Here is a 25286-nt window from a genome sequence, read left to right on the forward strand (position 1 = left end):
CCTTCAGTAGCCGCTGCCGCCTGCGCCTCCGCTGCCGCCCGAGCCGCCACCGCCATACCGGCTCATGCCCGGCCCCTGCGCGGGGCCGCTCCCCGACGACGTACATCCCGCCGACAGCACGAGCACCAGCGCGGCGATCAGCGCCGCGGCCAACGTTGCCGATTTCATGTTCCGCCTCCTTGCGACGCGCAGGCCGCGGGAAAGGCCGGTTCGCGTGAACCGTGCGCCTGCGCGCTGACGAAACGTTTCGGGCGGGGCGTTTATTCCATGTTGGTTGCGGGTCGTCGAATGCGACGGGGACGGATCGGAGGGGCGCACGGCGCCCGAATCGTCACCTGGGCTTCACCGGCGAAACGTACATGAACCAGACGCGCGGACGGCGCCGCACGTCACAGGCGGCGCGCGGCGGGTGTCGCCCCACGCGAGCCGCCTGCACGATGGCTTGCGATCAACGATAGACGAGATCGGCGCGGCGGTTCTGCGCCCAGGATTCCTCGTCGTGGCCGAGCGCGACCGGCTTTTCCTTGCCGAGACTGACGGCTTCGAGTTGCGTGGCCTGCACGCCGAGCGTTTCGAGCGCGCTCATCACGGCTTGAGAGCGGCGTTGGCCGAGCGCGAGGTTGTATTCGGACGTGCCGCGTTCGTCGGTGTTGCCCTGGATGAGCACGTGCCGTGCCGGATGGCTGCGCAGGTAATCGGCATGCGCCTGCAGCAGCGACTGGTATTCGGGCTTGACGGAGTACTGATCGAAATCGAAGTAGATGCTGCGCTTCGCGAGCGGGCTGTTCGGATTATTGAGGTCGTCGGCCGTCACCGTTGCGACGGCTTCGCTCGAGGGGGCCGGCGCCATGCCGGCATTCTCGGGCGTCTTGGCCGCGTGATGGCACCCGGCCAGCAGCACGACGGTTGCGAGGGCCGCAATTCGGTTCATTTTGCTCATCGTTCGTCTCCTGCGGTTGACTGCGTTGAACGCGCGGGGCGTGCGATCGGCACGTCCGTATCCGGCCGCAACGGCGCGAAAGATCCGGTACGCACGACGTGAATCGTGTTCGTAAGCCGGTGGTGCGCCATATGAAAGAGTGTTGCGACCGGAGCGCCGAATCACGGCGCCGCTGCAAACAGATTAGGAAAAATGTCACAGCGTGACCAGTTTCTCCGCATTTATTTGCGCCGATGCGACACCCCGGGCCGCATTCCTGCCGTCTTGCCGGGTGCCGCCATGGCGCCAGGGCCGCACACGGGCACGGCCCCGGCGGCGGGAGGCAGGACGATCGAGCCGTGCCCGAACGCAAGCCGCACGCGGTCGGCGCAACGGCGTAGCGCTGCGTCGCGGCGCGCGGCGGATCGTCAGAACTTGTGCCGCAGCCCCAATGCGACGACGACCTGGTTGCTGTTCGCCGACGGCGTCAGCGTCCACACGGTCGCGTTGAACGCGGGGTTGCCGTTGCCGCCGCTCACGCTCTGGTACACGCCTTCGAGATACGCATCGGTGCGCTTCGACAGCGCATAGTCGGCCTGCGCGACGACCTGGTTCCACTTCGGGCGCGTCTGGCCGGTGCGCGTATCGAAGCGGCCCATCGTGTACGTGTAGGCAGCCGCGACGCTCAACGCCCGCGTGACGAAGAAGCGCCCGTCGACCGAGAAGTTGTCGAACACCAGCGATTCGCCCTTCAGCGGCGCGATGCCGCCGCCCTGGAGCACGCCCGTCACGCCGTCGGTGGCCGAGTGCGACCACGCGGCGCCGACCGAATGCGGCCCGAACGCATAACGGCCGGCCATCGCCCAGATCTGCTGGTTGCCGCCCGTGATCGTCGCCGAGCCGTCCACCGTGCTGAGTGCGCCGTTCGGGTTCGGCACGTTGCGGTCGCGGCTGATCTTCAGGTAGCCGGCGCCGAGCTTCAGCGGCCCGTTCGCGTACGACACGCCCGCGCTCCACGCCGCGTTGTTGGCGAACTGGCCGGCCGTGTTCGAGAAGCCGTACATCGCGCCGAACGTCAGCCCGCGATACGTCGGGCTCGTGTACTTCACCGCGTGGTTGATCCGGAGGTTGCGGTTCGAATCGTCGTTGTCGTACGGATGCACCGCGAGGTTGCCGCCCCAGCCGGGGCCGGACGCGCCGAGCGGCGTCACGAAATCGAGGATCAGGTCGTACTGGCGGCCGAACGTGATCGTGCCGGCCGTCTTCGAACTCAGCCCGATCCATGCCTGGCGGCCGAACATGTCGACGCCTTTCTGCGACAGCGCGCCGGTGGTGCCCGAAAACCCGTTTTCGAGCGTGAAGACCGCGGCCGTCCCGCCGCCGAGATCCTCGCGGCCGCGCAGCCCCCAGCGCGACGCGTTCAGCGCGCCGCTCGTCATCGCGACGGCGCCGCTGCCCGGCGAGCCGGCACCGTGCGTGCGCTGGTGGGACGCATAGGTGATAGACGTGTCGATCAGGCCGTACAGCGTCACGCTGCTTTGTGCGTGTGCGCTGGCCGCCGCAAGGGCGGTCAGGCAGGTGGCAATGGCGGTCCCCGCGAGTCGAGTGCTGGCGTGCTGGTTCATCTTGTAGGAATGCATAGGAGTTTTTATCGTTTTCCCGGCCCGGTGGCGGGCGGGTCGAGCGGCCATTATTGGAGATCGGGCGACGCGCGATTAAGGCGTTGCACAGGAAAGGTCCTCTGCGAAATCGCGCGGAATCGCGGCGAGGCGGACGCGGGTCGAGGTTCAGGCAGCGGCGCGGCGGCCGGCCGTCGACGGGCTCGGGCACGCGTGGCGACTCCGAGCCCATGGCCGACACGATCCGGTATTGCGATGCGATGGTGCACGTGCCGGCGCTGTGGCACGACGTCGAGAATGATCAACCTGTTGTGCCGCGATGCCGTGCTGGTTCGACGGTATTCGACGTGTTCGACGCGGGGGCGGGCAGGGCGATCTCATCTCCGAGTCGCAGCCTTTTGGTCGCGACGAGCATGTGACGTTCGCTGCCGATCGCGCGATACCGCTCCCGCAGCCCTGTTTCGGGCCGTTAATCGGAGCAGTGGTGCCGCGGTTTGCGCCTCCGGACGCAGCCGCGCATCGATGCAAACAACGCGCGGCGGCAACAGCAGGATGCACGTATGTGCCGAGGTGCGGGGCCGGCGCCTGAAACCCGGCCCCGCGCCCGTCAATGCGGCGTCACCAGACGCGGATCGATATACGCGTCGACGTCCTGCGACTGCTTGTACACGCCGTTGCGCACGTTGAACGCATTCGCGTTGCGCGTCGAGCCGTAGATCGAATCGAGCCCGTCGCCCTTGCGGAACGCGCGCTTCGCGGCAGCCTCGTCGAGCAGGTGCGTGCCTTTCAGCAGCGGCAGGTATTGTTCCGGCGCGAGGCCGACGCGCGCCGACATGATCCGCACCGCGTCCGCCTGCGTCTTCGGGTCTCCGATGTACGCGACGCAGCGATACCAGACCTTGATTACCTTGGCCCAGTCGGCGCGGCGCGCGGCGAGGCTGGCGGGCGCGACCGTGATCGCGTCGTAGATCAGCCCCGGCGCATCCGCCGACGTGAAGATCGCGCGTGCGCCCGGCGCGCGCTTCAGCGCCTCGCCCGCATTCGGCTGCCAGGCCGCCACCGCGGCGATGTCGGTCGACGAACCGAGCACCTGCGGCAGTTCGTTGGTTTTCGCGTTCACGAGCGTCACGTCGCCGTCCTTCAGCCCGTGCTTCTGCAGCGCGGTTTCGAGCAGCAGATGATCGACGAGGCCGAGTTCGACGCCGACCTTCTTGCCCTTCAGCGCCTCGACGCTGCGCAGCGGCGGCTTCGCGACGATCATGTCGTTGCCGGCGGAGTAGTCGGTGAGCAGGATCATCACGTTCTTCGCGCCTGCCGCGCCCGTCACGAGCGCGTCGCCGTTCGTCGCCGCGACGGCGTCGAGCTTGCCCGCGGAAAACGCGTCGAGCGATGCCGAGTAATCGAACCATTCGAAATCGACGTCGACGCCGGCCTCCTTGAACCAGCCCTTGTCGAGCGCGACCTGGAACGCGACCCAGCCGGGCCAGTCGCTGTAGCCGATCTTGAGCGGCGCTGCCGCGTGCGCGGCGGGTGTCGTGAGCAGCGTGGCGGCCGTGGCGGCCGCTCCCAATGCGTGGCGGACGGAACGGCGGGACAGCAGGCGGCGCAGCGCCGGGGCGGGACGGGTCATCGTTTTCTCCAGGAGACCGGGATCGGGATCGTCGATACGGACCATGCCAGTGCACGGTCCGGCCGCGTGGCCGGTTCCTGCGGATGCGGAACGAACGAAGCGGCCACGGAGAGGCGCGACGGCCGTTGCCATCGCCAATCTCCCGGGCTTTTGTCCCGCCGTGTAGCGTGTGCGCGTCCGGTCTCGCGACCGGACGAATCCGCGCCGGGCTGCTCTCGGACCAGACGTTCGATGAACCGGAACCCTAGCACCCCTAAGATGCGACGCCGCCGCACCTCTCGGCGTCATGTCGAGCGAGAAGCGTGCCAACGGCACGCTGCGGGCGGCCTCAGCGGCGGCGCGATGCGCGCTGCAGTTCGATGAAGCGGGCGGAGAAGAGCGCGCTCAGCACGCGCCGGAGCAGGTCGAGCTTGTTCATGAGGTGGGCCGTAGCGAGTGAAGGTGCATGCATCCAGCAATGCGCATGCCATCGACGATCGCGCGGTGCGGGCGGACGCGACGCGCACTGCGTCGGTGCGGGGGCGCGTTTGCATGGTGCGCGGCACGCCCGCCGCGAGGGCAGCCACCCGCATCCGGTGCAGTGCCTGTCGATGCGCGCATGCCGGAAAGCCGCGTGGCGCGGCGATTCCGCCACCGCTGGCACGCAACTCGCTTATTCGATGCCCGAGAGGTGCGAAGCAATTTGCATCATCTTCAGGATCGCTAGGGTTCCGGTCGTGCGGCGTTCGCGCCGCGCGATGGCTGGTCCGAGAGCAATCCGGTCTTGTCCTTCTCCTCGAGTCGAGGAAACGGCGAGGCTCCACGGAGGGATAAAAGCCCGGGAGGTCGCGATGTCGTTCGGTCGCCCTCTCACGCCTTTCGTCCAACCGACCACGGAGCCGCCATGTCGCCGAGCCCCCAAGCCGTCCTTGCCCCGCCGCCACACGTCGTGTGGGAAACGCTGATTCCCGCCGGAACCCATTGGTCCGGCATCCTGCGCCGCGGTCTCGCGCTGCGCGTCGTCGATGTCGACGGCGGCGCCAACCTGTCCGCCGTGTTTCATCGCCAGGAAGACCCACTCGAACGCTACAACATGGCCGACACGCTGAAGGCGCAGCACACCGCGCATCTCACGCGCGGCCATGCGCTGTACACCGACATGGGGCGCGTGATCGCGTCGATCACGGCCGACACGCTCGGCTGGCACGACCCGCTCGGCGGCGTCGGCGATGCGCGGCTCTTCGCGCACAAGTACGGCACCACGTCGTACCAGGCCGATCGCAACGCGATGATCCGCAACGGCCGCGACAGCCTCGTGCTCGAACTGGCGAAGTACGGGCTGTCGGCGCGCGACCTCGTCGCGAACGTCAATTTCTTCAGCAAGCTCGACACGCGCGAAGACGGCGCGCTCGACTTCGTCACCGGACATTCGCCGGCCGGCAGCACCGTCGACCTGCGCTTTGAAATGAACACGCTGGCGGCATTTTCGACGGCGCCGCATCCGCTCGATCCGCACCCGGACTACGCGCCGAAGGCCGTGAAGCTGATCGCGTACCGCGCGTATCCGGCGGACGGCGCGGCACCGGAAGACGACCCGTGCCGCCGCGCGTGCGCCGAGAACGTGCGCGGCTTCGCCAACACCGATCGCCTGTTTGCGTAAGGAGCCGAGCCATGCCGATCATCGAAAGCCGCCTCGACCCGCGCGATGCGATCCACGACACGATTCTGAACGCGGGCGAACCGTGGCTGCACGACCTGAAGCGCGGGCAGGTGTTCCGCATCCTCGACCTCGAAGGGAATCAGGCCGTCGACACGCTGTTCTACCGGTCCGACGACCCCGAGGAGCGTTACAGCGCGCAGGACACGATCCGCGCGCAGCGCAACCTGTACCTGAGCGCGGGCAGCGTGCTGCTGTCGAGCCGGGGCAACCCGATGGCGACGATCGTCGCCGATACCTGCGGCCGTCACGACACGCTCGGCGGCGCGTGCGCGGCCGAGAGCAACACCGTGCGCTATGCGCTCGACAAGCGGCACATGCACAACTGCCGCGACAGCTTCCTCAACGCGATCGCGCACTGCACGTGCGGCGCGGGCGCGCGGCTCACCAAGCGCGACCTCGTCGGCAACGTCAACTTCTTCATGAACGTGCCGGTCACGCCGCTCGGCGGGCTGACCTTCGAGGACGGCATTTCCGCACCGGGCAAGTACGTCGAGATGCGCACGGAGATGGACGTCACGGTGCTGATCTCGAACTGCCCGCAGCTGAACAACCCGTGCAACGGGTACAACCCGACGCCGGTGCGCCTCACGATCTGGGAGGGCGAATGAACACGTTCCACGCTCGCTTGCTTTGCACGGAGCTGGCGTACGCGCTCAAGCGCGACGCCGGACCGACGACACGTTCGCGGCCCTCCACGGGGGCGATTGCCTGCACCGGGGCAGCCCGTCGGGAGGCAGCATGAGATTCGACAAAGTCCTCGTCGCGAACCGCGGCGAAATCGCCTGCCGCGTGATCCGCACGCTGAAGCGGCTCGGGATCGCGTCGGTCGCGATCTACTCCGACGCCGACCGCGACGCGCGCCATGTGGCGCTCGCCGACGAAGCCGTGCGCGTCGGCCCCGCGCCGGCGGCCGACAGCTACCTGAACGTCGCGGCGATTCTCGCCGCCGCGCGCGAGACGGGCGCGCAAGCCGTGCACCCCGGCTACGGCTTCCTGTCCGAGCACGCCGGTTTCGCCGACGCGTGCGAAGCCGCGGGCCTGCGCTTCATCGGGCCGCGCGGCGACCAGATGCGCGCGTTCGGGCTCAAGCACACCGCGCGCGAACTCGCCGCCGCGCAGGGCGTCGCGCTGCTGCCGGGTACGGGCCTGCTCGACGATGCGCGGACGGCACGCGCCGAAGCCGATGCGATCGGCTATCCGGTGATGCTGAAAAGCACCGCGGGCGGCGGCGGGATCGGCATGTCCCTGTGCCGCGACGCCGCGCAGCTCGAAGCGGCGTTCGATTCCGTCGTGCGGCTCGGCACAGCGAATTTCGCGCATGCGGGCGTGTATCTCGAGAAATTCGTCGAGCACGCGCGCCACATCGAAGTGCAGATCTTCGGCGACGGCCGCGGCGGTGCGATCGCGCTCGGCGAACGCGATTGCTCGGTCCAGCGCCGCAACCAGAAAGTGATCGAGGAAACCCCCGCGCCGGGCCTGACCGACGAAGAGCGCGCCGCGCTGCACGCGAGCGCGGTGCGGCTCGCCCGCGCGGTGCGCTATGCGTCGGCCGGCACGGTCGAATTCGTGTTCGACGCCACGACGCGCCAGTTCTATTTCCTCGAGGTGAACACGCGGCTGCAGGTCGAGCATTGCGTGACCGAAGCAGTGACGGGCATCGATCTCGTGGAATGGATGATCCTGCAGGCGGAGGGCGATCTGCCGCCGCTCGACACGCTCGCCGTTGCACCGCGCGGCGCGAGCATCCAGGTGCGGATCTATGCCGAGGACCCGCACAAGCAGTTCCTGCCGAGCGCGGGGCTGCTGACGCACGTCGCGTTTCCGGACGACGTGCGCGTCGACGGATGGATCGACGCGGGCACCGAGATCAGCGCGTACTACGATCCGCTGCTCGCGAAGCTGATCGTGCATGGCGATACGCGTCGCGACGCGCTGGCCGCGCTGCGGCGCGCACTGGCGCGCACCGAGCTGTACGGCATCGAGACCAACCTCGACTATCTGCGCGCGATTGCCGGGTCGGACACGTTCGCGCGCGGCGCATCGACGACGGCCTTCCTGTCGCGCTTCGCGTTCGCGCCGCACACGATCGACGTACTCGACGGCGGCGTGCAGACCACCGTGCAGCAGGCGCCGGGGCGCGTCGGCTACTGGAACGTCGGCGTGCCGCCGTCCGGGCCGATGGACGATCGCGCGTTCGCGCTCGCGAACGCGCTGCTCGGCAATGCGCGCGACGCGGCCGGGCTGGAGTTCACGATGGTCGGCGCGACGCTGCGCTTCAACGCCGAGACGCTCTTCGTGCTCGGCGGCGCACCGCTCGCGGCATCGCTCGACGGCGCACCGGCACCGTTCTGGCAGGTGCTGCGCGCGGGGCCCGGCGCGGTGCTGAAGCTGGGCGGCGTGACGGGCGCCGGCGTGCGTGCGTGCCTGGCCGTGAAAGGCGGGCTGCAGGTGCCCGACTATCTCGGCAGCAAGGCGACCTTCACGCTCGGCCAGTTCGGCGGCCATGCCGGGCGTGCGCTGCGCAAGGGCGACGTGCTGCATCTGGACGCGCAAGCCGGGCGCGGCGAACCGGGCGCAGCGCTGGCCGCGGCCGACATTCCCGCTCTCACGCACGCGTGGACCCTCGGCGTGCTCGACGGCCCGCACGGTGCGCCGGATTTCTTCACGCCGGACGACATCGCGATGCTGTACCGCACGCAGTGGACGGTCCATTACAACTCGAGCCGCACCGGTATCCGGCTGATCGGCCCGAAGCCGCAATGGGCGCGCCCGGACGGCGGCGAGGCCGGCCTGCATCCGTCGAACATCCACGACAACGCGTATGCGATCGGCGCGGTCGATTTCACCGGCGACATGCCGGTGATCCTGGGCCCGGACGGCCCGAGCCTCGGCGGCTTCGTGTGTCCGGTGACGGTCGTGCAGGACGAGTTGTGGAAGCTCGGGCAATTGCGGCCCGGCGATACCGTGCAGTTCGTGCGCGCCCGCGTGTCGGCCGGGCCGGCCACCGGCGCGGTTGCGCGCGCGGCACCGGGCAGCGCGCCGGACGCGCCGGACGATTGCGTGCTGCATCGCGACCCGTCGGCCGGCGGCGGCATCGGCGTGGTCTACCGGCGCTCGGGCGACCGGAACGTGCTGGTGGAATACGGCCCGCTCGTGCTCGACCTGAACCTGCGTTTTCGCGTGCATGCGCTGATGTGCTGGCTCGATGCGCACCGTCTGCCCGGCATGCTCGACCTGACGCCGGGCATTCGTTCGCTCCAGGTGCAGTTCGATGCGCGGACGCTGCCGCTCGACACCCTGCTCGCGCATCTGCAGGCAGCCGAACGCGTATTGCCGGACGTCGCCGATATGCGCGTGCCGAACCGCATCGTGCATCTGCCGCTGTCGTGGGACGATCCGTCGACGCGTGTCGCGATCGAGCGCTACATGCAGTCGGTACGGCCCGATGCGCCGTGGTGCCCGAGCAATATCGAGTTCATCCGGCGGATCAACGGCCTGGCCGGCATCGACGACGTGAAGCGCATCGTGTTCGACGCCCGCTATCTGGTGATGGGGCTCGGCGACGTGTACCTCGGTGCGCCCGTCGCGACGCCGATCGATCCGCGCCACCGGCTCGTCACCACGAAGTACAACCCCGCGCGCACGTGGACGCCGGAGAACGCGGTCGGCATCGGCGGCGCGTATCTGTGCGTGTACGGGATGGAGGGGCCCGGCGGGTACCAGTTCGTCGGCCGCACCGTCCAGATGTGGAATCGTCACCGGACCACGCGGGAGTTCGAAGCCGGCAAGCCGTGGCTGCTGCGCTTTTTCGACGAGATTCGCTTCTACGAGGTCAGCGAGGCGGAACTGGCGGACCTGCGCGCGGATTTCGTCGCGGGGCGCGCCGGGCTGAAGATCGAGGAATCGGTGTTCGATCTCGGCGAATACAACCGTTTCCTGCGCGACGAGGCGGATTCGATCGCCGCATTCAAGGCGTCGCAGCAGGCGGCTTTCGACGCGGAGCGCGAACGGTGGCGGGCGGCCGGGCATGCCGAATACGTCGGCGACGCGGCACAAGGCGATGCGGAAGCCGCGCGGGAGGCCGGCGTGCTCGCCGATACGCAGCGCGCGATTGCCGCGGACGTGTCGGGCAGCGTGTGGAAGGTGCTGGTCGAAGCCGGCGAGCGCGTGACCGAGGGGCAGGTCGTCGCGATCGTCGAGTCGATGAAGATGGAGGTCGCGGTGACGGCGACGGAAGACGGCACGATCGAGACGATCGATTGCGCGCCGGGCGCGGCGGTGGTCGCCGGCCAGCGGCTGATGGTGATGCAGGCGGGCGCCGCCGAGGAGGTCGCATGAGCACGACGGAACGTTCGATCGTGCCCGGTGTGCGCTCGATCGCCGCGCTGCGGGCGCGCTATGCGGCGGGCGACCTGACGCCGCATGCGCTCGTCGACGCGATCGCCGCGCATTTTGCCGCGGGCGATCCGCATCATGCGTGGATCAGGCCGCTGACGCAGGCCGAGATGACGGCCCATGCCAACGCGCTGGCCGGGCGCGACCCCGCGTCGTTGCCGCTGTACGGCGTGCCGTTCGCGATCAAGGACAACATCGACCTCGCCGGCATCCCGACGACGGCAGCGTGCCCGGCCTACGCGTACACGCCGGCACGCAGCGCGCCCGTCGTCGAACGGCTGATCGCGGCCGGCGCGATCCCGATCGGCAAGACCAACCTCGACCAGTTCGCGACCGGGTTGTCGGGCCAGCGCTCGCCTTATGGCGCGTGCCGCAATGCGCTCGATCCGCGCCAGGCGTCGGGCGGTTCGAGCTCCGGATCGGCGGTGGCCGTGGCGCTCGGTGTCGCGTCGTTTTCCCTGGGCACCGACACGGCCGGTTCCGGGCGCGTGCCGGCTGCGTTCCACGGGCTCGTCGGGCTCAAGCCTACCAAGGGCGTGTTGAGCACGCTCGGCGTCGTGCCGGCCTGCCGGTCGCTCGATTGCGTGTCGGTGTTCGCGCATTCGGCGGCCGACGCGCGCGCGGTGTTCGCCGCCGCGCACGGCGTGACCGACGGCGATCCGTACGGGCGCGCATGGCAGCCGCTGCTGGGCGCGGACGGCCTTCGCGCGCAACCGGCGCGACCGTTCGACCAGTTGCGCTTCGGCACGCCGCGCGTCGATCAGCTGCAATTCTTCGGCGACGAATCGTATGGCGCGGCATGGCGCGCCGCGCTCGCGCGCCTGCGCACAACCGGCGCGCGGATCGTCGAGATCGATTTCAGCCCGTTCCTGGCCGCCGCGCGGCTGCTTTACGAAGGCCCCTGGGTTGCCGAACGGCTCGCCGCGATCGGTGCGTTCGCCGCGCGGGAGCCCGACGCGTTGCACCCGGTGATCCGCGAGATCGTCGGCGGCGCGTCGCGCTTCAGCGCGGCCGATGCGTTCGCCGCGTTCGACACGCTCGCGACGCTGCGTGTCGAGGCCGGCCGTGCTTGGGACGGACTGGACGCGATCGTCATGCCGACGTCGCCGACGACGGCGACCGTCGACGAACTCGAAGCCGACCCGATCGGCGTCAATTCGCGTTTCGGTTACTACACGAACTTCGTCAACCTGCTCGACCTGTCGGCGATCGCGGTGCCCGCCGGCCGCTGCGAAACCGGGCGGCATGTGGGGTTGCCGTTCGGCATCACGTTCGTCGGGCGTGCGCACGACGACGCGCGGCTGCTCGATCTTGCGCAGGCGTGGTGCGACGCGGGCGAACGCGACAGCGGCGAGGAGGGCGGCTTGCGGGCGGAAGTCGCAGGCGACGCGGGTGCAACGACGGCACCGGCGCTCGCCGCGTCATCCGGCGTCGTGCGCGTGGCGGTCGTCGGCGCGCATCTGCAAGGCGAACCGTTGAACTGGCAGCTCACGCAGCGAGGCGCGCGTTTCGTCGCCGCGACGACGACGGCGAGCGCCTATCGTCTCTACGCGCTCGCCGCGGCGGCATCCGGCGGCGTCGCCAAGCCGGGCCTCGTGCGTGTGCCGGACGGCGGCGCATCGATCGCGGTCGAGATCTGGGAGATGCCGGTGGACGCATACGGCAGCTTCGTCGCGGGCATTGCCGACCCGCTCGGCATCGGCACGCTGACGCTCGCGGACGGCGCTCGCGTGCAGGGTTTCCTGTGCGAAAGCGCGGCGCTCGACGGCGCGCGGGACATCACGCACTTCGGCGGCTGGCGTGCGTACCGCGCGAGCGCCGCGCGTGACGAGCGAGCCGCACGCGCATCGCAATGAACGTCCGGTCGCGCGGCGCTCCGGCGTCCGCGCGACCGGCACCTGAAACGATACGGAGATTTTCATGCCAACGACCCGCAACACGACCGAATGGCTTGCCGTGCGCCGCGAGCTGACGACCCGCGGCAAATGGACGCTCGGCGTGGCGTCCTTCCTGCTGCCGTTCGCCGTCTGGTGCCTGATCAGTTACGTGCCGTTCATCTGGCATCCGCAAATGCGCATCACGAACCCGGGCAGCGTCGACTATTTCCAGACCGGCATGCAGATCGACCGCGACGTGTTCGACGACGAACTCGCCCATGCGCGTGCGACGCACGCGGCCGTGCCCGAAGGCGTGCGTGCGAACCCGGTTTACCTGCCCGCGCCGCACCAGGTGCTGCGCGCGTTCTACACCGCGTTCACGACCGCGCCGGCATCGCGCGACGGCGTCTGGCTGCACGAGAGCCTGTGGCACAGCATCCGGATCATCTTCTGGGGCTTCGTGATCTCGTCCGCGATCGGCGTGCCGCTCGGCATCGTGTGCGGCACCTTCAGCGTGCTCGCGCGGCTGCAGGAGCCGTTCCTGGAGTTCTTCCGCTACCTGCCCGCACCGGCGTTCGGCGCGCTGATGGTCGCGATCCTCGGCATCTACGATGCGCCGAAGGTCGCGATCATCGTGATCGGCACGCTGTTCCAGCAGGTGCTGATCGTCGCGAACACGACGCGCAAGCTCGAATACGGGCTGTTCGAGGCCGCGATGACGCTCGGCACGAAGAAGCTGAAGCTGCTCACGCACGTCGTGATCCCCGGCGTGCTGCCGGACCTGTATCGCGACCAGCGCATCCTGCTCGGCTGGGCGTGGACCTACCTGATCGTCGCCGAACTCGTCGGCACGAGCTCGGGCATCACGTGGTACATCAGCCAGCAGGCGCGCTACCAGCATTTCGACAACGTGTATGCGGCGATCCTGATGATCGGGATCATCGGCCTCGGCACCGACATCGTGCTCGGGCTGCTCGGCCGCCGGCTGTTTCCGTGGGACCGCACGCTCAAAGCGTGACGCCCGTTGCCGCACTCCCATCGACCGATTTCCGCAGAGGCCATCATGCAGAACCCGCAAGCCGTTCCCGATTACCTGATGCAGTCCGACGCGGTGCGCGAGCGCTTCGCGCGCATGAAAACCCGCGACGTGATCCTCGACGTGCGTCATGTCGGCAAGCGTTTCGCGACACCGCAGGGCGAGTGCGTCGCACTCGATGACATCAGTTTCCGTACGTACCGGCGCGAATTCGTGTGCGTGATCGGCCCGTCCGGTTGCGGCAAGTCGACGCTGATCCGCATCCTCGCGGGCCTCGACGCGCAGACGAGCGGCGAGGTGCTGCTCGACGGCAAGCCGGTCCAGGGGCCGGGCGCCGATCGCGGGATGGTGTTCCAGGGCTATACGCTGTTTCCGTGGCTCACCGTGAAGAAGAACGTGATGTTCGGCCTGCGGATGAACGGCAGCAGCAGCGGCCAGGCCGAGCGCGAAGCGCTGCAGTGGCTCGATCTCGTCGGGCTGACGCGGTTCGCGGATGTCTATCCGCACCAGTTGTCGGGCGGGATGAAGCAGCGCGTGGCGATTGCCCGCGCGCTCGCGAACCGCCCGCGCATCCTGCTGATGGACGAGCCGTTCGGCGCACTCGACGCGCAGACGCGCGCGCGGATGCAGACGCACCTGCTCGACATCTGGCGCAACATCGACGTGACGATCCTGTTCATCACGCACGATCTCGACGAGGCGATCTTTCTGGCGGACCGGATTCTCGTGCTGAAGGCGAACCCGGGCGCGGTGCAGGAACTGATCGAAGTGCCCGTGCCACGGCCGCGCGACTATGCGCAGGTCAATACGCCCGAGTTCATCGCGACGAAGGCGCGGCTCGAGGCGCTGATCCATCCGAAGGAGGCGGTGGCGCTGGACGACGGTGTGAGGCCGCACATGATCCGCATGACGGACGTGTCGGACAACGTCGAATGAATGAGACGTGAACGGAAATGGCAGGACGGCTGTAACGAATCCGACTGCAAACGGAATCGATACAATGCGTTTTTAAGGCCCCGGCTTCCATTCCATGCTCGCCCTCAAACTTGTTCTCGTTCCGATTTTCTTGCTGCTCGTTTCGATGTCCGGCAAGTGGTGGGGCCCAAAGGTAGCAGGGTGGCTGGCGGGGTTTCCGGTGGTAGCCGGCCCCATCCTCTTTCTTCTCGCGCTCGAGAAGGGCCCGGACTTTGCCGCACAGGCTGCCGTTCTGTCGGTGTCGGCCATCTGCGCTTCGGAAGTTTTTAATTTTGCCTATGCGTGGGTGTGCAAGCGTCATGCATGGCCGACCGCATTGATGGCTGGATTGGTTGCGTGGTTTGTCACGGCGTCCGGGCTATCCATGCTTCCTGTCAGTATCGCGTGGGCCACGGGCGTCGCTGCCTGTGCGGTGATGTTCGGCCAACGCTTCTTGCCTCGAAGTGACGTGGTGCCCGCCGGTCTGCCGCTGCACTATCGAGACTTGGCTTTGCGCATGGCCGCCGGTGCAATTCTGACGCTGACCGTCACCTGCCTGTCGAGTGCGGTGGGGGCGAAGTGGAGCGGCCTGCTTGCCGTATTCCCGTTGCTCGGCATCGTATTGTCGGTATCGTCGCAACGCGCGCATGGCCCCGAGTTCGTCGTTTCGTTGCTTCGGGGAATGGTCTTGGGACGTTTTTCTTTCGCCGCATTTTGCCTGTCCCTCGCCGTACTGCTGCCACGGCAAGGCATCGCTATCGGATTTGCCGGGGCCCTTGCTCTGTCGATGTTCGTTCAGTGGGGCACGCGAGTGATGGCGACTTTGGGCCCGGCCGTCCCCAATCTGCCAAGGTAACGCCCGAAGCCGCGCATGCGCACCGCATGCCGCTGCTGCGCCGAGAAAAACACAGCGCGGCATGGCTTGACGCGGCCGAGGAGGGCGTCAGTCGATCCCGCCCTGGCACACGTATTTGATCGACAGGTAATCGTCGAGGCCGTAGCGCGAGCCTTCGCGGCCGTAGCCCGATTCCTTCACGCCGCCGAACGGCGCGGCCTCGCTCGCGAGTGCGCCCTCGTTGATACCGACGATGCCGGTTTCGAGCCGCGCCGACACGCGCGCGATGCGGCGCACGTCCTGCGTGTAGAAATACGCGGCGAGCCCGAACGGCGTGTCGTTCGCCGCGTTGACCGCGTCTTCCTCGGTCTCGAACGGAAATAGCGCGGCGACCGGCCCGAAGGTTTCCTCGCAGGTCAGCTGCATGTCGGCGGTGGCGTCGGCGAGCACCGTCGGCGCGTAGTAGTTCGGCCCGAGTTCGGGCAGGCGCTTGCCGCCCGTGAGGACGCGTGCGCCGCGCTCGATGGCGTCACCGACGTGGCGAGCGATCTTGTCGACCGCGCGCGCGTTGATCATCGGGCCGATCTGCGCGGCCGGGTCGGTTGCCGGCGCGACCTTCAGCGCGGCCACGCGCGCGGCGAGCTTCGCGGCGAACGCATCGTAGACGCCGGCCTGCACGTACACGCGATTCGGCGACACGCAGGTCTGCCCGCCGTTGCGGAACTTGGCGGCCATCAGCCCGTCGACCGCCGCGTCGAGCTCGGCATCGTCGAACACGATGAACGGCGCATTGCCGCCGAGTTCCAGCGACAGCTTCTTCAGCGTCGCGGCCGATTCGCGTGCGAGCAGCTTGCCGACGGGCGTCGATCCGGTGAACGTGATCTTGCGCACGCGGCCGTCGGCGAGCCAGTCGGCCACGGCCTGCACACCGCGTTCGCGCGACGCGGCGATCAGGTTCAGCACGCCGGGCGGTACGCCGGCTTCCTGCGCGAGAAAGGCGAGCGCGAGCGCGGTGAGCGGCGTGTCCTCCGCCGGCTTCGCGACGACCGTGCAGCCGGCTGCGAGCGCGGGCGCGATCTTGCGCGCGATCATCGCGAGCGGGAAATTCCACGGCGTGATCGCGGCGACGATGCCGATCGGCTCCTTGACCGCGCTCAGCCGCTTGCCGCGCTGCTGCTGCGGAATCAGGTCGCCGTAGGTGCGCGTCGCTTCTTCCGCGAACCACAGCACGTAGGACGCGCCGTATGCGACTTCACCGCGCGCTTCGGCGAGCGGCTTGCCCTGTTCGCGCGACATCAGCTTCGCGAGATCGTCGGTGTGCGCGACGATCGCCGCGTGCCACGCACGCAGGATCGCGGCGCGTTCGCGAGCGGGCGTCGCGCGCCATGCCGGCAGTGCGCGTGCGGCCGCGTCGGTGGCGGCGCGCGCGTCGGCGGCACCGCTGTCGGGGGCGTGCGCGAAGGTCTCGAGCGTCGCCGGATCGGCGACGGCGAAGCGGGCGCCGTCGAGCGCATCGCGCCACGTGCCGTCGATCAGGTTGGCGGTGCGCAGCAGTTCGGTACGGGACAGTGTAAGCGGCATGACAGGTCCTTGGATGAAGCGGCTCGGCGGCGGCGCGGGCGTACGGCTACCCCGCGCGGCCAGCCTGCTGCCGCGTTCGAGAGTGCCGCACGCCGTGCGTCAGTGCCGTTCGCCGAACAGCGATTCGAGCGGGTAGTGCCGTTTGACGAACGGCGATTTGATGATCACGTAACTGAAATACTTCTCGATGCCGATGTTCTGCTCGAGCAGCCCTTCGACGATCGTCTGGTAATGGCTCACGCTGCGCGTGATGAACTTCAGCAGGTAGTCGTAGCCGCCGCTCGCCAGGTGGCACTCGACGATCTCGTCGACGTTGCGGATCGCCGCGACGAAGCGGTCGAAATCCTCGCGGCGGTGGTCGGCGAGCGTGACCTCGGTGAACACGACCTGCACGTCGCCGAGCTTCTCGAGCTGGATGTGCGCGCCGTAGCCGCCGATGTAGCCGGCCTTCTCGAGCCGCTTCACACGGATCAGGCACGGGCTGGGCGACAGCCCGACCGCATCGGCCAGTTCGACGTTGGTCATGCGGCCGCGTTTTTGCAACTGGGAGAGGATGCGCAGGTCGATGCGATCCAGCTTGCTGTCCGTCATGTTCGCGTGAGAGGGAAAAATGGAATGTCCGGTTACTTTAGAGTCGATCGATAGCCGCCACAAGCCCGGCTTTCCCTTGGGCCGTCACGCCGGCTGCGCGTGCGCGGCGTCGAGCGCGCGCTGCACGCCCGGGTCGGCCAGCACGTCGTCGAGCGTCTTGCGCACGCGTTCGAACATCAGGTCGAACTCGCCGGCCGTGAAGCTCAGCGCCGGCGCGAAACCGAGCACGCCGTCGCCGAACGCGCGAAACACCACGCCGTTCGCGTACGCGGCGGCCGCGATCTTGTCCGGTACGTTCAGCGCCGGGTCGAAGCGCGTCTTGCGCGCCTTGTCGGACACCAGTTCGAGCGCGCCGAGCAGGCCGACCGACCGTGCGTCGCCGACGAGCGGATGCGCGCGCAGCGCATCGAGCCCCGCCGCGAAGCGCGGCGCCATCGCCTGGCCGTTCGCGAGCAGCCCGCCTTCGTGATAGAGCTTCAGCACTTCGAGGCCGATCGCCGCGCTGACCGGGTGCGCGGAATACGTATGCCCGTGACCGACCGCGGCCGATTCCGCGCGGCTGCCCGCGATGCCTTCGTAGATTTCGTCGGACATCAGCACTGCGCCCATCGGCGCATAGCCGGCGGTCAAGCCCTTCGCGACGGTCATCAGATCCGGATCGACCTGCTCGGTCTCGCACGCGAACAGCGGGCCCGTGCGGCCGAAGCCGGTGATCACCTCGTCGGCGACGAACAGGATGCCGAGGCGCCGGCAGGCGTCGCGCATCGCCTTCAGCCAGCCGCGCGGCGGCACGATCACGCCGCCGGAACCCTGCACGGGCTCGCAGAAGAACGCGGCGACGTTGTCCGCGCCGAGTTCCGCGACCTTTGCTTCGAGCGCGGCGACCGACGCGGCGATCAGCGCTTGCGGATCGTCGCCGAGCGGGTGGCGATACGGATAGGGGGACGGAATATGATGCTGGTCCGCGCGCGGCAGGTCGAAGTGGCGATGGAACGCGGGCAGCGCGGTGAGGCCGGCGCCGATCGACGACGAACCGTGATAGCCGCGTTCGAGCGCGATCATGTGCTTTTTCGACGGGCGGCCGGTCGCGTTGAAATAGTGCGTGATGAAGCGGATCGCGGAATCGACCGCATCCGACCCGCCGAGCGTGAAGTACACGCGGTTCAGCGACGGCGGTGCGAGCGAAGCGAGCCGTTCGGCGAGTTCGATCGCCGGCTGCGAACCGAAATGGAAATAGCCGGTCGCGTAGGGCAGCTTCTCCATTTGCTCGGCGGCGGCCTTCACGACGCTGTCGCGGCCGTAGCCGACGTTCACGCACCACAGGCCCGAGAACGCGTCGAGCAGCGTATGGCCGTCGGCGTCGCGCAGGAACACGCCGTCCGCGGATTCGAGCACCGTGACGCCGCGCGCCTCGTGTGCGCGGTAGTTGACGACGGGGTGGATCAGGTGTTGGCGATCGGCTTCGATCAGCGCGGCTTGGTTCATGGCGGGGCGGGACTCTCGTCGGTTGTCAGCGGTGAGTTCATGCTACCGGGCGAGAAATCCGCATGCGTCTTCAATTTGCCGCCTGAAACGTATGGTCGCGGCGTTTGCACGGGGCGCTTCGGCATTTTCTGCTGCGCGCCCCGCCGGGCCTCGCGAACGCGTCAGTAGCCGCGCGCGCGATCGACGACGCCGATCATCGGCTGTCCTGCCCGATGACGCGCGAGGTTCTCGAGCACGGCGTCGACCGCCGTGTCGGGCCGCGTCGCGCTCGCGATGTGCGGCGTGATGCGAATGCGCGGATGCGTCCAGAACGGGTGGCCGGCCGGCAACGGTTCGGGGTCCGTCACATCGAGGATCGCGCTGTCGAGCCTGCCGCGCTCGAGCGCGGCGAGCAGCGCGGCCGCATCGAGCTGCGGGCCGCGCCCGACTTGCACGAGCGATGCGCCGGCCGGCAGCGCATCGAACACGCGCGCGCCGAGCAGGCCGCGCGTGCTGTCGGTGAGCGGCAGCAGGCAGATCAGGATGTCGGTGCGGGCCAGGAACGCATCGAGCGCCGCATCGCCCGCGTAGCAGTCGATGCCGTCGAGCGTGCGCGGCGTGCGGCTCCAGCCGGCGCACGGAAAACCGAAACGCCGCAGCGTGTCGAGCACGGCCTGCCCGAGCGTACCGAGCCCGAGCACGCCGACGCGCCGCGACGCGGCCGCGCGAACCGGCTTTTCACGCCACACTTGTGCGCGCTGTTGCGCCGCATAGTCGAACAGGTCGCGATGGATGGTCAGCACCGCCTGCGTCACGTACTCGACCATCCCCTCGACGATGCCCGGCTCGATCATCCGCACGACAGGGATATGCGCGGGCACCCGCGACAGGTCGAACTGATCGATGCCGGCGCCGACCGAGAACACGACCTCGAGATTCGGGAGCAGCGCGGCCGGGTCGTCCGGTGGCTGCCACGCGGCGAGGTAGCGCACTGCGTGCGGGTCGCCGACGTCCGGCCAGATCCGGAACGCGAGGTCGGGCGCGCGCTGGGCGAAGCGCTGCGCCCATTGCGCGCCGCGCACCGGGTCGGCCTTGTACAGGAAGCTCATCGTGCGTGCCTCAGCCGAGCGCCTGGCTGACGATCGCGAACGTGCGCAGCGCGGGATCGCGTGCGGGCGCCGCGCCGCGCGCCATCGCGACGACGGTATCGACGCGCGGCAGGCCGAGCCCCTGCAGCCAGTCCGACAGCCCGCTGTCGCCCGGCACGTCGAGGCGCACGAACATGCCTTCGTGCAGGGCGAGCCAGTGGCTGATCAGCGCCTGCGCACGCAGTGCGTCCGGGGCGACGACCGGGCCGATCACATGGCCGCGGCCGAAGCGGCGAAACAGCGCGAAGCCGAGCAGTTCGCCGTCGCGATCGAGCGCAATCCCGTTCGCGACGTCGAGCAGCGCATCGATCACCGGATCGCGCGGATAACCGGCCGCGCGCGACGCGAGCGCGGCGAGCCGCGGGCCGTCGTTGGTGCCGAGCGGCCGAAGGCGCTCGCCGGGCGGCAGCGAAATCAGCGGCGGCTGGAATGCGGCGCCCTGGTGCTGATCGATCGTATCGATCGCATTGAATCCGAATTTGACGTACAGCGGTTCGCCCGCCGGCGTCGCATGCAGAAAGATGGTCCGCGTGCCGAGGCTGTCGACCACGCGGGCGAGCAGTTCGCGGCCGATGCCGCGGCCCTGGTGCTGGGGCGACACGATGACCATGCCGAGCGACGCGTGTGTTTCGCCGAAGCGCCATCCCAGCGCGGTACCGACGACGCCGGTTTCGTCCTCGGCGACGAAGCCGCTGCCGAGCTGGAACACGAAGCGCCAGTCGTCGAGCCGGTGCGGCCACTTGACTGCCTCCGACAGCCGATGCGCGGCGGGCAGGTCGGTTTCGGCGAACGGGCGATAGATAAGCCTGCGGGGAGAATTGAGGTCGGACACGCCGGACTCCGGATGGGTGGAAATGACGCTGCCACTGTGCCAGCGGCGACGCGGTGCGGATAGGACGATTCGCTTGTTTTCCGGGTTCGGACGGCAGCCGGGCAAGATCGATGCAAACCCGCTCGATCGGCGCGGACGAACGCGCATATCGTGCCGGCGCGCGGCGCCGATCCGGCAACTCCTGCTGTGGGAATGCCACTACGATGAAGTCACGGTGTCGCTGCCGCTTGCAGACGAGCCGCATCGGCCGGCAGCCTGCCCGGGTTTTCGCGAGGCTTGCCGGCCGGGCCGGCCGCACCAGCCGGATCGTGCCGCACATCGTGCTGCATCGGCCGGGCAACTCGCGGCGATTGTGCGTTTCGCGCGGCGCCGAACGATGCGCGAACGCCTTTTTGCCCTGATTCAATATCGTCAAACCCAGCCCGTCCCCGGCCCGCCGGGGCTTCACACCGACAGGACGTCACCATGATCCAATTTGAACCGAAGTTCATCACGTTCGACTGCTACGGCACGCTGACCCGCTTCCAGATGGCCGAGCTGGCACGCGAGATTTACGCGGACCGGCTGTCGCCGGCCGCGATGGAGGACTTCGTGCGCGCGTTCGCCGCATATCGGCTCGACGAGGTGCTCGGCGCGTGGAAGCCGTACCGCGACGTCCTCGTCAACGCGATCCGTCGCACCTGCGCGCGGGTCGGCGTGACGTTCGACGAAGCCGAGGCCGAGCGTTTCTATCATGCGGTTCCGACCTGGGGCCCGCATCCGGACGTGCCGGCCGGCCTGTCGCGACTCGCGAAGAAGTACAAGCTGGTGATCCTGTCGAACGCAATGGACGAACAGATCATGAGCAACGTCGACAAGCTCGGCGCGCCGTTCCATGCGGTGTTCACCGCGCAGCAGGCGCAGTCGTACAAGCCGCGGATGCAGGGTTTCGAATACATGTTCGGCAAGCTCGGCTGCAAGCCCGAAGACGTGCTGCACGTGTCGTCGAGCCTGCGCTACGACCTGATGACGGCCGAGGATCTCGGCATCAAGCACAAGGCGTTCGTCAATCGCGGTCACGAGCCCGGCACGCCGTTCTACAACTATTACGAAGTGTCGGACATCGGCCAGCTCGCGACGCAGCTCGGGCTGTAACGCACCTGCGTCGGCTTGCGTGGCGGGCCGCGTAGTCGTTGCATACGCTGCGCGGCGCGCCGATTTCCGGCCGTCGCTACGCAATCGTCGTTCTTCTGGCGAAGGCCGAGCATCCGGTCGGTTCGCATCGCACGATGCTGGCAGGCGGCCCGCTCGGGCGGGAGCAGGCTCGGGCCGTGCCGTCGCCGCTCGACGCGAACGCGACGAGTGCCTGCTACCCGGTGCCGGCCCGACGGTCTTGCGCCGTTTGCAGGCCACCGGTGCATCACGTCACCTCCGTCACGCCACGCCGGAACGCTTCCCGTGTGCGCGCCAGCATGCCGGTGCCGGGTCGCCGCACGGAATCACATGCTCGACGGCTCGGCCCGCGTGCGCGCCCGGTTTCCGGTCACGCCGGCCGCCTTCCGGTCCTCACCCAAAGCCGCTTCGATCGCGCGGCAATCTTCCGATTTTTCACGCCCGGGTTCGGTCGCGACCGTCCTCCGCCGACGCATGCCGATGCGACGGCCGGCCGCGGCATTTCGCTCGTTTCGGCCGCCGCGGGCGCGCGGGCGCGCTTTCGACACAAATGTGCAGTTTGCGCGAGCCAAACGCGCTCCGGATGCCGAACGGGCAATTTTGTCGGTGCAATCTGCGGCGCGCGTCGCTTTACGATTTCCTTCATCGGCACGGCAAGCGCAGTTGCGGCGACACGGCGTCCGCCAAACGGCGATCCGCGCGGTACGCAGCGAATCATGCTGCGCGGGCGGCCCAAAACGGTCGATTCGTATCGTGCGGGCGGCCCGAATCGCGACAAACCGCATTTTGGCGGTGCTTAAATGAATTGCATGCGCACGACGTTGCACCCGCGACCAGCACGCGGATGCGGCGAAATTGAAGAACCACGCTGGACCCCGTGACCCACTTTCTACAGTCAGGAGCAGTTCGGATGAGCGACGATATCGACAACGGCGGCGGCAACAACGGCTTCACGCGCCGCGACATGATGCGGGTCATGGCGGCGAGCGGCATGATGGCAGCCGGCGCCGGCGGGCTGCTGGTCAATCCGCGGACGGCCTTCGCCGCACCCGCCCCGAAGCGCGGCGGCAAGATCCGGGTTGCGAACGAATCGAGCTCGACGGCCGACACGCTCGACCCGGCCAAGGGCTCGACGGGCGCCGACTACATCCGCTTCTTCATGTTCTACAGCGGCCTCACGCAGCTGGATCAAAGCCTCACGCCGCAGATGAACCTGGCCGAGTCGCTGCATACGACCGACGCGAAGACGTGGGTCATCAAGCTGCGCAAGGGCGTCACGTTCCACGACGGGAAGCCGGTCACGCCGGCCGACGTGGTGTTTTCGCTGATGCGTCACAAGAATCCGGCCACCGCGTCGAAGGTCAAGACGCTCGCCGACCAGTTCGCGGACGCGAAGGCGAGCGGCCCGGACGAAGTCACGCTCACGCTCGTCAGCGCGAACGCCGATCTGCCGGTGATCCTCGCGACGCCGCAGCTGGTGATCTGCAAGGACGGCACGACCGACTTCGCGACCGGCGTCGGCTGCGGCCCGTACAAGCTGAAGTCGTTCAAGCCGGGCGTGTCGACCGTCGGCGTGCGCAACGACAGCTACTTCAAGCCGGGCATGCCGTATCTCGACGAGATCGAACTGATCGGCATCACCGACAGCGCCGCGCGCCTGAACGCGCTGCTGTCGGGCGACGTGCACCTGATCAACGCGATCGACCCGCGCTCGACGCAGCGGGTCGCGTCCACGCCCGGCTACGCGCTGAAGGAAACCAAGTCGGGGCTCTATACCGATCTGATCATGCGCAGCGAAAACCCGATCACCGCGAATCCGGATTTCGTCGAAGGCATGAAATACCTGTTCGATCGCGAGCAGATCCGCTCGGCGGTGTTCCGCGGCTACGCGGTGATCGGCAACGACCAGCCGATCCCGCCCGGACATCGCTACTTCAACGCGGCGCTGCCGCAGCGGCCGCACGATCCGGACAAGGCGAAGTTCCTGTTCCAGAAGGCCGGCGCGCTCGGCACCGCGCTGCCGCCGATCTATGCGACGTCGGATGCGAACGGCTCGATCGAGATGGCCGTGCTGCTGCAGCAGGCCGGCCAGAAAATCGGCCTCAACCTGCAGGTGAACCGCGTGTCGGCCGACGGCTACTGGTCGAACCACTGGATGAAGCATCCGCTCGGCTTCGGCAACATCAACCCGCGCTCGAGCGCCGACGTGCTGTTCACGCAGTTCTTCAAATCCGATGCACCGTGGAACGAGTCGGGCTGGAAGAACGCGAAGTTCGACCAGTTGCTGCTCGCCGCGCGCTCGGAGACCGACGATGCGAAGCGCAAGCAGATGTATGGCGACATGCAGACGATCGTCTCGCAGCAGGGCAGGGTCGGCATTCCGGCGTTCATCAGCTTCCTGGACGGCTACGACAAGCGCGTCGGCGGCCTGGGTTCGATTCCGACCGGCGGGATGATGGGCTTCATGTTCGCCGAGCACGTGTGGTGGAACGCTTGACGCCATCGCGTGCCGATGCCGCGCAGCCGGGGCGGTGGCCCGCACCGGCTGTGCGCGACCTTTCCCGGAGTGCCGCTTCATGAATCGAATCCTGCTTGGAATGATCGGCCGGCGCATCGCGGTCACCGCGCTGACGCTGCTGATCGTGTCCGCGATCATCTTCACGATCACGAACCTGCTGCCGGGCGACGCCGCCCAGGCCGCGCTCGGCCAGTCGGCGACGCCCGAGACGGTTGCCGCGCTGCGCCAGCAGTTCGGCCTCGACATGCCGGCGCACGTGCGCTACCTGCACTGGCTCACGGGCTTGCTGCACGGCGATTTCGGCCGTTCGCTGTCAGGCGACATGCCGGTGTCGGAGATGATCGGTGGGCGTCTGCCGAAGTCGCTCGCGCTCGCGGCGATCACGACCGCTGTGTCGGTGCCGATCGCGCTGCTGCTCGGGATACTCGCAGCGGTCAAGCGCGAGTCGGTGGTCGACCGCGCGATCAGCCTCGGCACGCTGTCGCTCGTCGCGACGCCGGAATTCCTGATCGCAACCGTCGCGGTGCTCGTATTCGCGGTGAAGCTGCGCTGGCTGTCCGCGCTGTCGTACAGCGGGCCGATCGAAAGCTTTCACGATTTCCTGCGCGCCTATGCGATGCCGGTGCTCACGCTGTGCGCGGTCGTGATCGCGCAGATGGCGCGGATGACGCGCGCCGCGGTGATCGAGCAGCTGAGCGCATCGTATGTCGAGATGGCCGTGCTCAAGGGCGCGAGCCCCGCGCGCGTCGTGCTGCGTCATGCGCTGCCGAACGCGATCGGGCCGATCGCCAATGCGGTCGCATTGAGCCTGTCGTATCTGCTCGGCGGCGTGATCGTCGTCGAGACGATCTTCAACTATCCGGGCCTCGCGAGCCTGATGGTCGATGCCGTCGGCAACCGCGATTTCCCGCTGGTTCAGGCCTGCACGCTGATCTTCTGCGTCGCTTACCTGACGCTCGTGCTGTTTGCCGACCTGTGCTCGATCGTGTCGAACCCGAGACTGCGGACCTGAGCGCCCCGTATTCCTTCCGAGATG

The 25286-nt window shown here is 68.3% G+C and carries 22 protein-coding genes and 2 riboswitches; of the genes, 13 read left to right on the forward strand and 9 right to left on the reverse strand.

The window, feature by feature from the left end; genetic code table 11:
• Positions 1–3: 3 nt before the first annotated feature.
• The 3 genes from HWX08_RS03970 to HWX08_RS03980 form a co-directional block, all read right to left on the reverse strand.
• On the reverse strand, positions 4–168 hold the full coding sequence (locus HWX08_RS03970; protein WP_167375399.1) for a hypothetical protein: 165 nt from the start codon (positions 166–168) through the stop codon (positions 4–6).
• Between the two features lie 280 nt (positions 169–448).
• Complete coding sequence (gene pal / locus HWX08_RS03975; RefSeq protein WP_174919403.1) at positions 449–940, reverse strand: peptidoglycan-associated lipoprotein Pal; 492 nt, start codon at positions 938–940, stop codon at positions 449–451.
• A 407-nt stretch (positions 941–1347) separates the two neighbouring features.
• The gene (locus HWX08_RS03980) at positions 1348–2559 is read right to left on the reverse strand and encodes a porin (protein WP_174919404.1); all 1212 of its coding nucleotides are present in this window, start codon (positions 2557–2559) and stop codon (positions 1348–1350) included.
• A gap of 209 nt (positions 2560–2768) precedes the next feature.
• Between HWX08_RS03980 and HWX08_RS03985 the strand changes: the two genes are divergently transcribed.
• Complete coding sequence (locus tag HWX08_RS03985; RefSeq protein ID WP_174919405.1) at positions 2769–2957, forward strand: hypothetical protein; 189 nt, start codon at positions 2769–2771, stop codon at positions 2955–2957.
• A gap of 188 nt (positions 2958–3145) precedes the next feature.
• On the opposite strand, the gene HWX08_RS03990 is transcribed toward HWX08_RS03985, so the two are convergent.
• A complete protein-coding gene (locus HWX08_RS03990) occupies positions 3146–4168 on the reverse strand; it encodes an ABC transporter substrate-binding protein (RefSeq protein WP_174919406.1) in 1023 nt (340 codons plus the stop codon).
• Between the two features lie 137 nt (positions 4169–4305).
• A riboswitch (guanidine-I (ykkC/yxkD leader) is annotated at positions 4306–4427 on the reverse strand.
• A gap of 432 nt (positions 4428–4859) precedes the next feature.
• Positions 4860–4994, forward strand: a riboswitch (guanidine-I (ykkC/yxkD leader).
• A 57-nt stretch (positions 4995–5051) separates the two neighbouring features.
• On the opposite strand from HWX08_RS03990, the gene HWX08_RS03995 reads away from it, so the two are divergent.
• The 7 genes from HWX08_RS03995 to HWX08_RS04025 all read left to right on the forward strand — a co-directional run bounded on the left by HWX08_RS03995 (position 5052) and on the right by HWX08_RS04025 (position 14985).
• Positions 5052–5807 carry an urea amidolyase associated protein UAAP1 gene (locus HWX08_RS03995; RefSeq protein WP_174919407.1) on the forward strand — a complete coding sequence of 252 codons (756 nt, stop codon included), beginning with the start codon at positions 5052–5054 and terminating at the stop codon, positions 5805–5807.
• An 11-nt stretch (positions 5808–5818) separates the two neighbouring features.
• Positions 5819–6475 carry an urea amidolyase associated protein UAAP2 gene (locus tag HWX08_RS04000; protein ID WP_174919408.1) on the forward strand — a complete coding sequence of 219 codons (657 nt, stop codon included), beginning with the start codon at positions 5819–5821 and terminating at the stop codon, positions 6473–6475.
• Between the two features lie 130 nt (positions 6476–6605).
• Positions 6606–10205: an urea carboxylase gene (gene uca, locus HWX08_RS04005; RefSeq protein WP_174919409.1), complete on the forward strand. Its 3600-nt coding sequence runs from the start codon at positions 6606–6608 to the stop codon at positions 10203–10205.
• A complete protein-coding gene (atzF, locus tag HWX08_RS04010) occupies positions 10202–12118 on the forward strand; it encodes an allophanate hydrolase (RefSeq protein WP_174919410.1) in 1917 nt (638 codons plus the stop codon). Before uca ends, atzF begins: the two co-directional genes overlap by 4 nt.
• Before the next feature lie 64 nt (positions 12119–12182).
• Complete coding sequence (locus HWX08_RS04015; protein ID WP_174919411.1) at positions 12183–13157, forward strand: ABC transporter permease; 975 nt, start codon at positions 12183–12185, stop codon at positions 13155–13157.
• A gap of 45 nt (positions 13158–13202) precedes the next feature.
• Entirely contained in the window at positions 13203–14111 is a 909-nt protein-coding gene (locus HWX08_RS04020; protein WP_069259981.1) for an ABC transporter ATP-binding protein, read from the forward strand.
• 94 nt (positions 14112–14205) lie between these two features.
• Entirely contained in the window at positions 14206–14985 is a 780-nt protein-coding gene (locus HWX08_RS04025; protein ID WP_174919412.1) for a hypothetical protein, read from the forward strand.
• Positions 14986–15072: 87 nt separating this feature from the next.
• Here HWX08_RS04025 and HWX08_RS04030 read toward each other — a convergent pair whose 3' ends face one another.
• From HWX08_RS04030 to HWX08_RS04050, 5 genes are all read right to left on the reverse strand, one after another.
• Positions 15073–16545 (reverse strand): NAD-dependent succinate-semialdehyde dehydrogenase, encoded by a 1473-nt coding sequence (locus HWX08_RS04030; RefSeq protein WP_174919413.1) that lies wholly within the window; start codon positions 16543–16545, stop codon positions 15073–15075.
• Positions 16546–16644: 99 nt separating this feature from the next.
• Complete coding sequence (locus tag HWX08_RS04035; RefSeq protein WP_006749694.1) at positions 16645–17136, reverse strand: Lrp/AsnC family transcriptional regulator; 492 nt, start codon at positions 17134–17136, stop codon at positions 16645–16647.
• Positions 17137–17220: 84 nt separating this feature from the next.
• Positions 17221–18621 carry an aspartate aminotransferase family protein gene (locus HWX08_RS04040; RefSeq protein ID WP_174919414.1) on the reverse strand — a complete coding sequence of 467 codons (1401 nt, stop codon included), beginning with the start codon at positions 18619–18621 and terminating at the stop codon, positions 17221–17223.
• A 161-nt stretch (positions 18622–18782) separates the two neighbouring features.
• A complete protein-coding gene (locus tag HWX08_RS04045) occupies positions 18783–19709 on the reverse strand; it encodes a 2-hydroxyacid dehydrogenase (RefSeq protein ID WP_174919415.1) in 927 nt (308 codons plus the stop codon).
• A 10-nt stretch (positions 19710–19719) separates the two neighbouring features.
• Entirely contained in the window at positions 19720–20580 is an 861-nt protein-coding gene (locus tag HWX08_RS04050; protein ID WP_174919416.1) for a GNAT family N-acetyltransferase, read from the reverse strand.
• Between the two features lie 22 nt (positions 20581–20602).
• Here HWX08_RS04050 and HWX08_RS04055 point away from each other — a divergent pair, with 22 nt between their 5' ends.
• From HWX08_RS04055 to HWX08_RS04075, 5 genes are all read left to right on the forward strand, one after another.
• The gene (locus HWX08_RS04055; RefSeq protein ID WP_174919417.1) at positions 20603–21049 is read left to right on the forward strand and encodes a hypothetical protein; all 447 of its coding nucleotides are present in this window, start codon (positions 20603–20605) and stop codon (positions 21047–21049) included.
• Positions 21046–21714, forward strand: a complete 669-nt coding sequence (locus HWX08_RS04060) for a haloacid dehalogenase type II (RefSeq protein ID WP_174919418.1) — start codon at positions 21046–21048, stop codon at positions 21712–21714. Before HWX08_RS04055 ends, HWX08_RS04060 begins: the two co-directional genes overlap by 4 nt.
• A 38-nt stretch (positions 21715–21752) precedes the next feature.
• The gene (locus HWX08_RS04065; RefSeq protein WP_174919419.1) at positions 21753–22532 is read left to right on the forward strand and encodes a hypothetical protein; all 780 of its coding nucleotides are present in this window, start codon (positions 21753–21755) and stop codon (positions 22530–22532) included.
• Between the two features lie 110 nt (positions 22533–22642).
• Positions 22643–24229 carry an ABC transporter substrate-binding protein gene (locus tag HWX08_RS04070; protein ID WP_174919420.1) on the forward strand — a complete coding sequence of 529 codons (1587 nt, stop codon included), beginning with the start codon at positions 22643–22645 and terminating at the stop codon, positions 24227–24229.
• Positions 24230–24308: 79 nt separating this feature from the next.
• Positions 24309–25262: an ABC transporter permease gene (locus HWX08_RS04075; protein WP_069259974.1), complete on the forward strand. Its 954-nt coding sequence runs from the start codon at positions 24309–24311 to the stop codon at positions 25260–25262.
• The last annotated feature ends 24 nt before the right edge of the window (positions 25263–25286 follow it).

It is taken from the genome of Burkholderia metallica, from assembly GCF_902832845.1.
Taxonomy (GTDB): Bacteria; Pseudomonadota; Gammaproteobacteria; order Burkholderiales; family Burkholderiaceae; genus Burkholderia; species Burkholderia metallica.

Coding starts and splice junctions, on each gene's coding strand:
- HWX08_RS03970 (WP_167375399.1), bottom strand. CDS start 168: ATGAAATCGGCAACGTTGGCCGCGGCGCTGATCGCCGCGCTGGTGCTC.
- pal (WP_174919403.1), bottom strand. CDS start 940: ATGAGCAAAATGAACCGAATTGCGGCCCTCGCAACCGTCGTGCTGCTG.
- HWX08_RS03980 (WP_174919404.1), bottom strand. CDS start 2,559: ATGCATTCCTACAAGATGAACCAGCACGCCAGCACTCGACTCGCGGGG.
- HWX08_RS03985 (WP_174919405.1), top strand. CDS start 2,769: ATGGCCGACACGATCCGGTATTGCGATGCGATGGTGCACGTGCCGGCG.
- HWX08_RS03990 (WP_174919406.1), bottom strand. CDS start 4,168: ATGACCCGTCCCGCCCCGGCGCTGCGCCGCCTGCTGTCCCGCCGTTCC.
- HWX08_RS03995 (WP_174919407.1), top strand. CDS start 5,052: ATGTCGCCGAGCCCCCAAGCCGTCCTTGCCCCGCCGCCACACGTCGTG.
- HWX08_RS04000 (WP_174919408.1), top strand. CDS start 5,819: ATGCCGATCATCGAAAGCCGCCTCGACCCGCGCGATGCGATCCACGAC.
- uca (WP_174919409.1), top strand. CDS start 6,606: ATGAGATTCGACAAAGTCCTCGTCGCGAACCGCGGCGAAATCGCCTGC.
- atzF (WP_174919410.1), top strand. CDS start 10,202: ATGAGCACGACGGAACGTTCGATCGTGCCCGGTGTGCGCTCGATCGCC.
- HWX08_RS04015 (WP_174919411.1), top strand. CDS start 12,183: ATGCCAACGACCCGCAACACGACCGAATGGCTTGCCGTGCGCCGCGAG.
- HWX08_RS04020 (WP_069259981.1), top strand. CDS start 13,203: ATGCAGAACCCGCAAGCCGTTCCCGATTACCTGATGCAGTCCGACGCG.
- HWX08_RS04025 (WP_174919412.1), top strand. CDS start 14,206: ATGCTCGCCCTCAAACTTGTTCTCGTTCCGATTTTCTTGCTGCTCGTT.
- HWX08_RS04030 (WP_174919413.1), bottom strand. CDS start 16,545: ATGCCGCTTACACTGTCCCGTACCGAACTGCTGCGCACCGCCAACCTG.
- HWX08_RS04035 (WP_006749694.1), bottom strand. CDS start 17,136: ATGACGGACAGCAAGCTGGATCGCATCGACCTGCGCATCCTCTCCCAG.
- HWX08_RS04040 (WP_174919414.1), bottom strand. CDS start 18,621: ATGAACCAAGCCGCGCTGATCGAAGCCGATCGCCAACACCTGATCCAC.
- HWX08_RS04045 (WP_174919415.1), bottom strand. CDS start 19,709: ATGAGCTTCCTGTACAAGGCCGACCCGGTGCGCGGCGCGCAATGGGCG.
- HWX08_RS04055 (WP_174919417.1), top strand. CDS start 20,603: ATGACGCTGCCACTGTGCCAGCGGCGACGCGGTGCGGATAGGACGATT.
- HWX08_RS04060 (WP_174919418.1), top strand. CDS start 21,046: ATGATCCAATTTGAACCGAAGTTCATCACGTTCGACTGCTACGGCACG.
- HWX08_RS04070 (WP_174919420.1), top strand. CDS start 22,643: ATGAGCGACGATATCGACAACGGCGGCGGCAACAACGGCTTCACGCGC.
- HWX08_RS04075 (WP_069259974.1), top strand. CDS start 24,309: ATGAATCGAATCCTGCTTGGAATGATCGGCCGGCGCATCGCGGTCACC.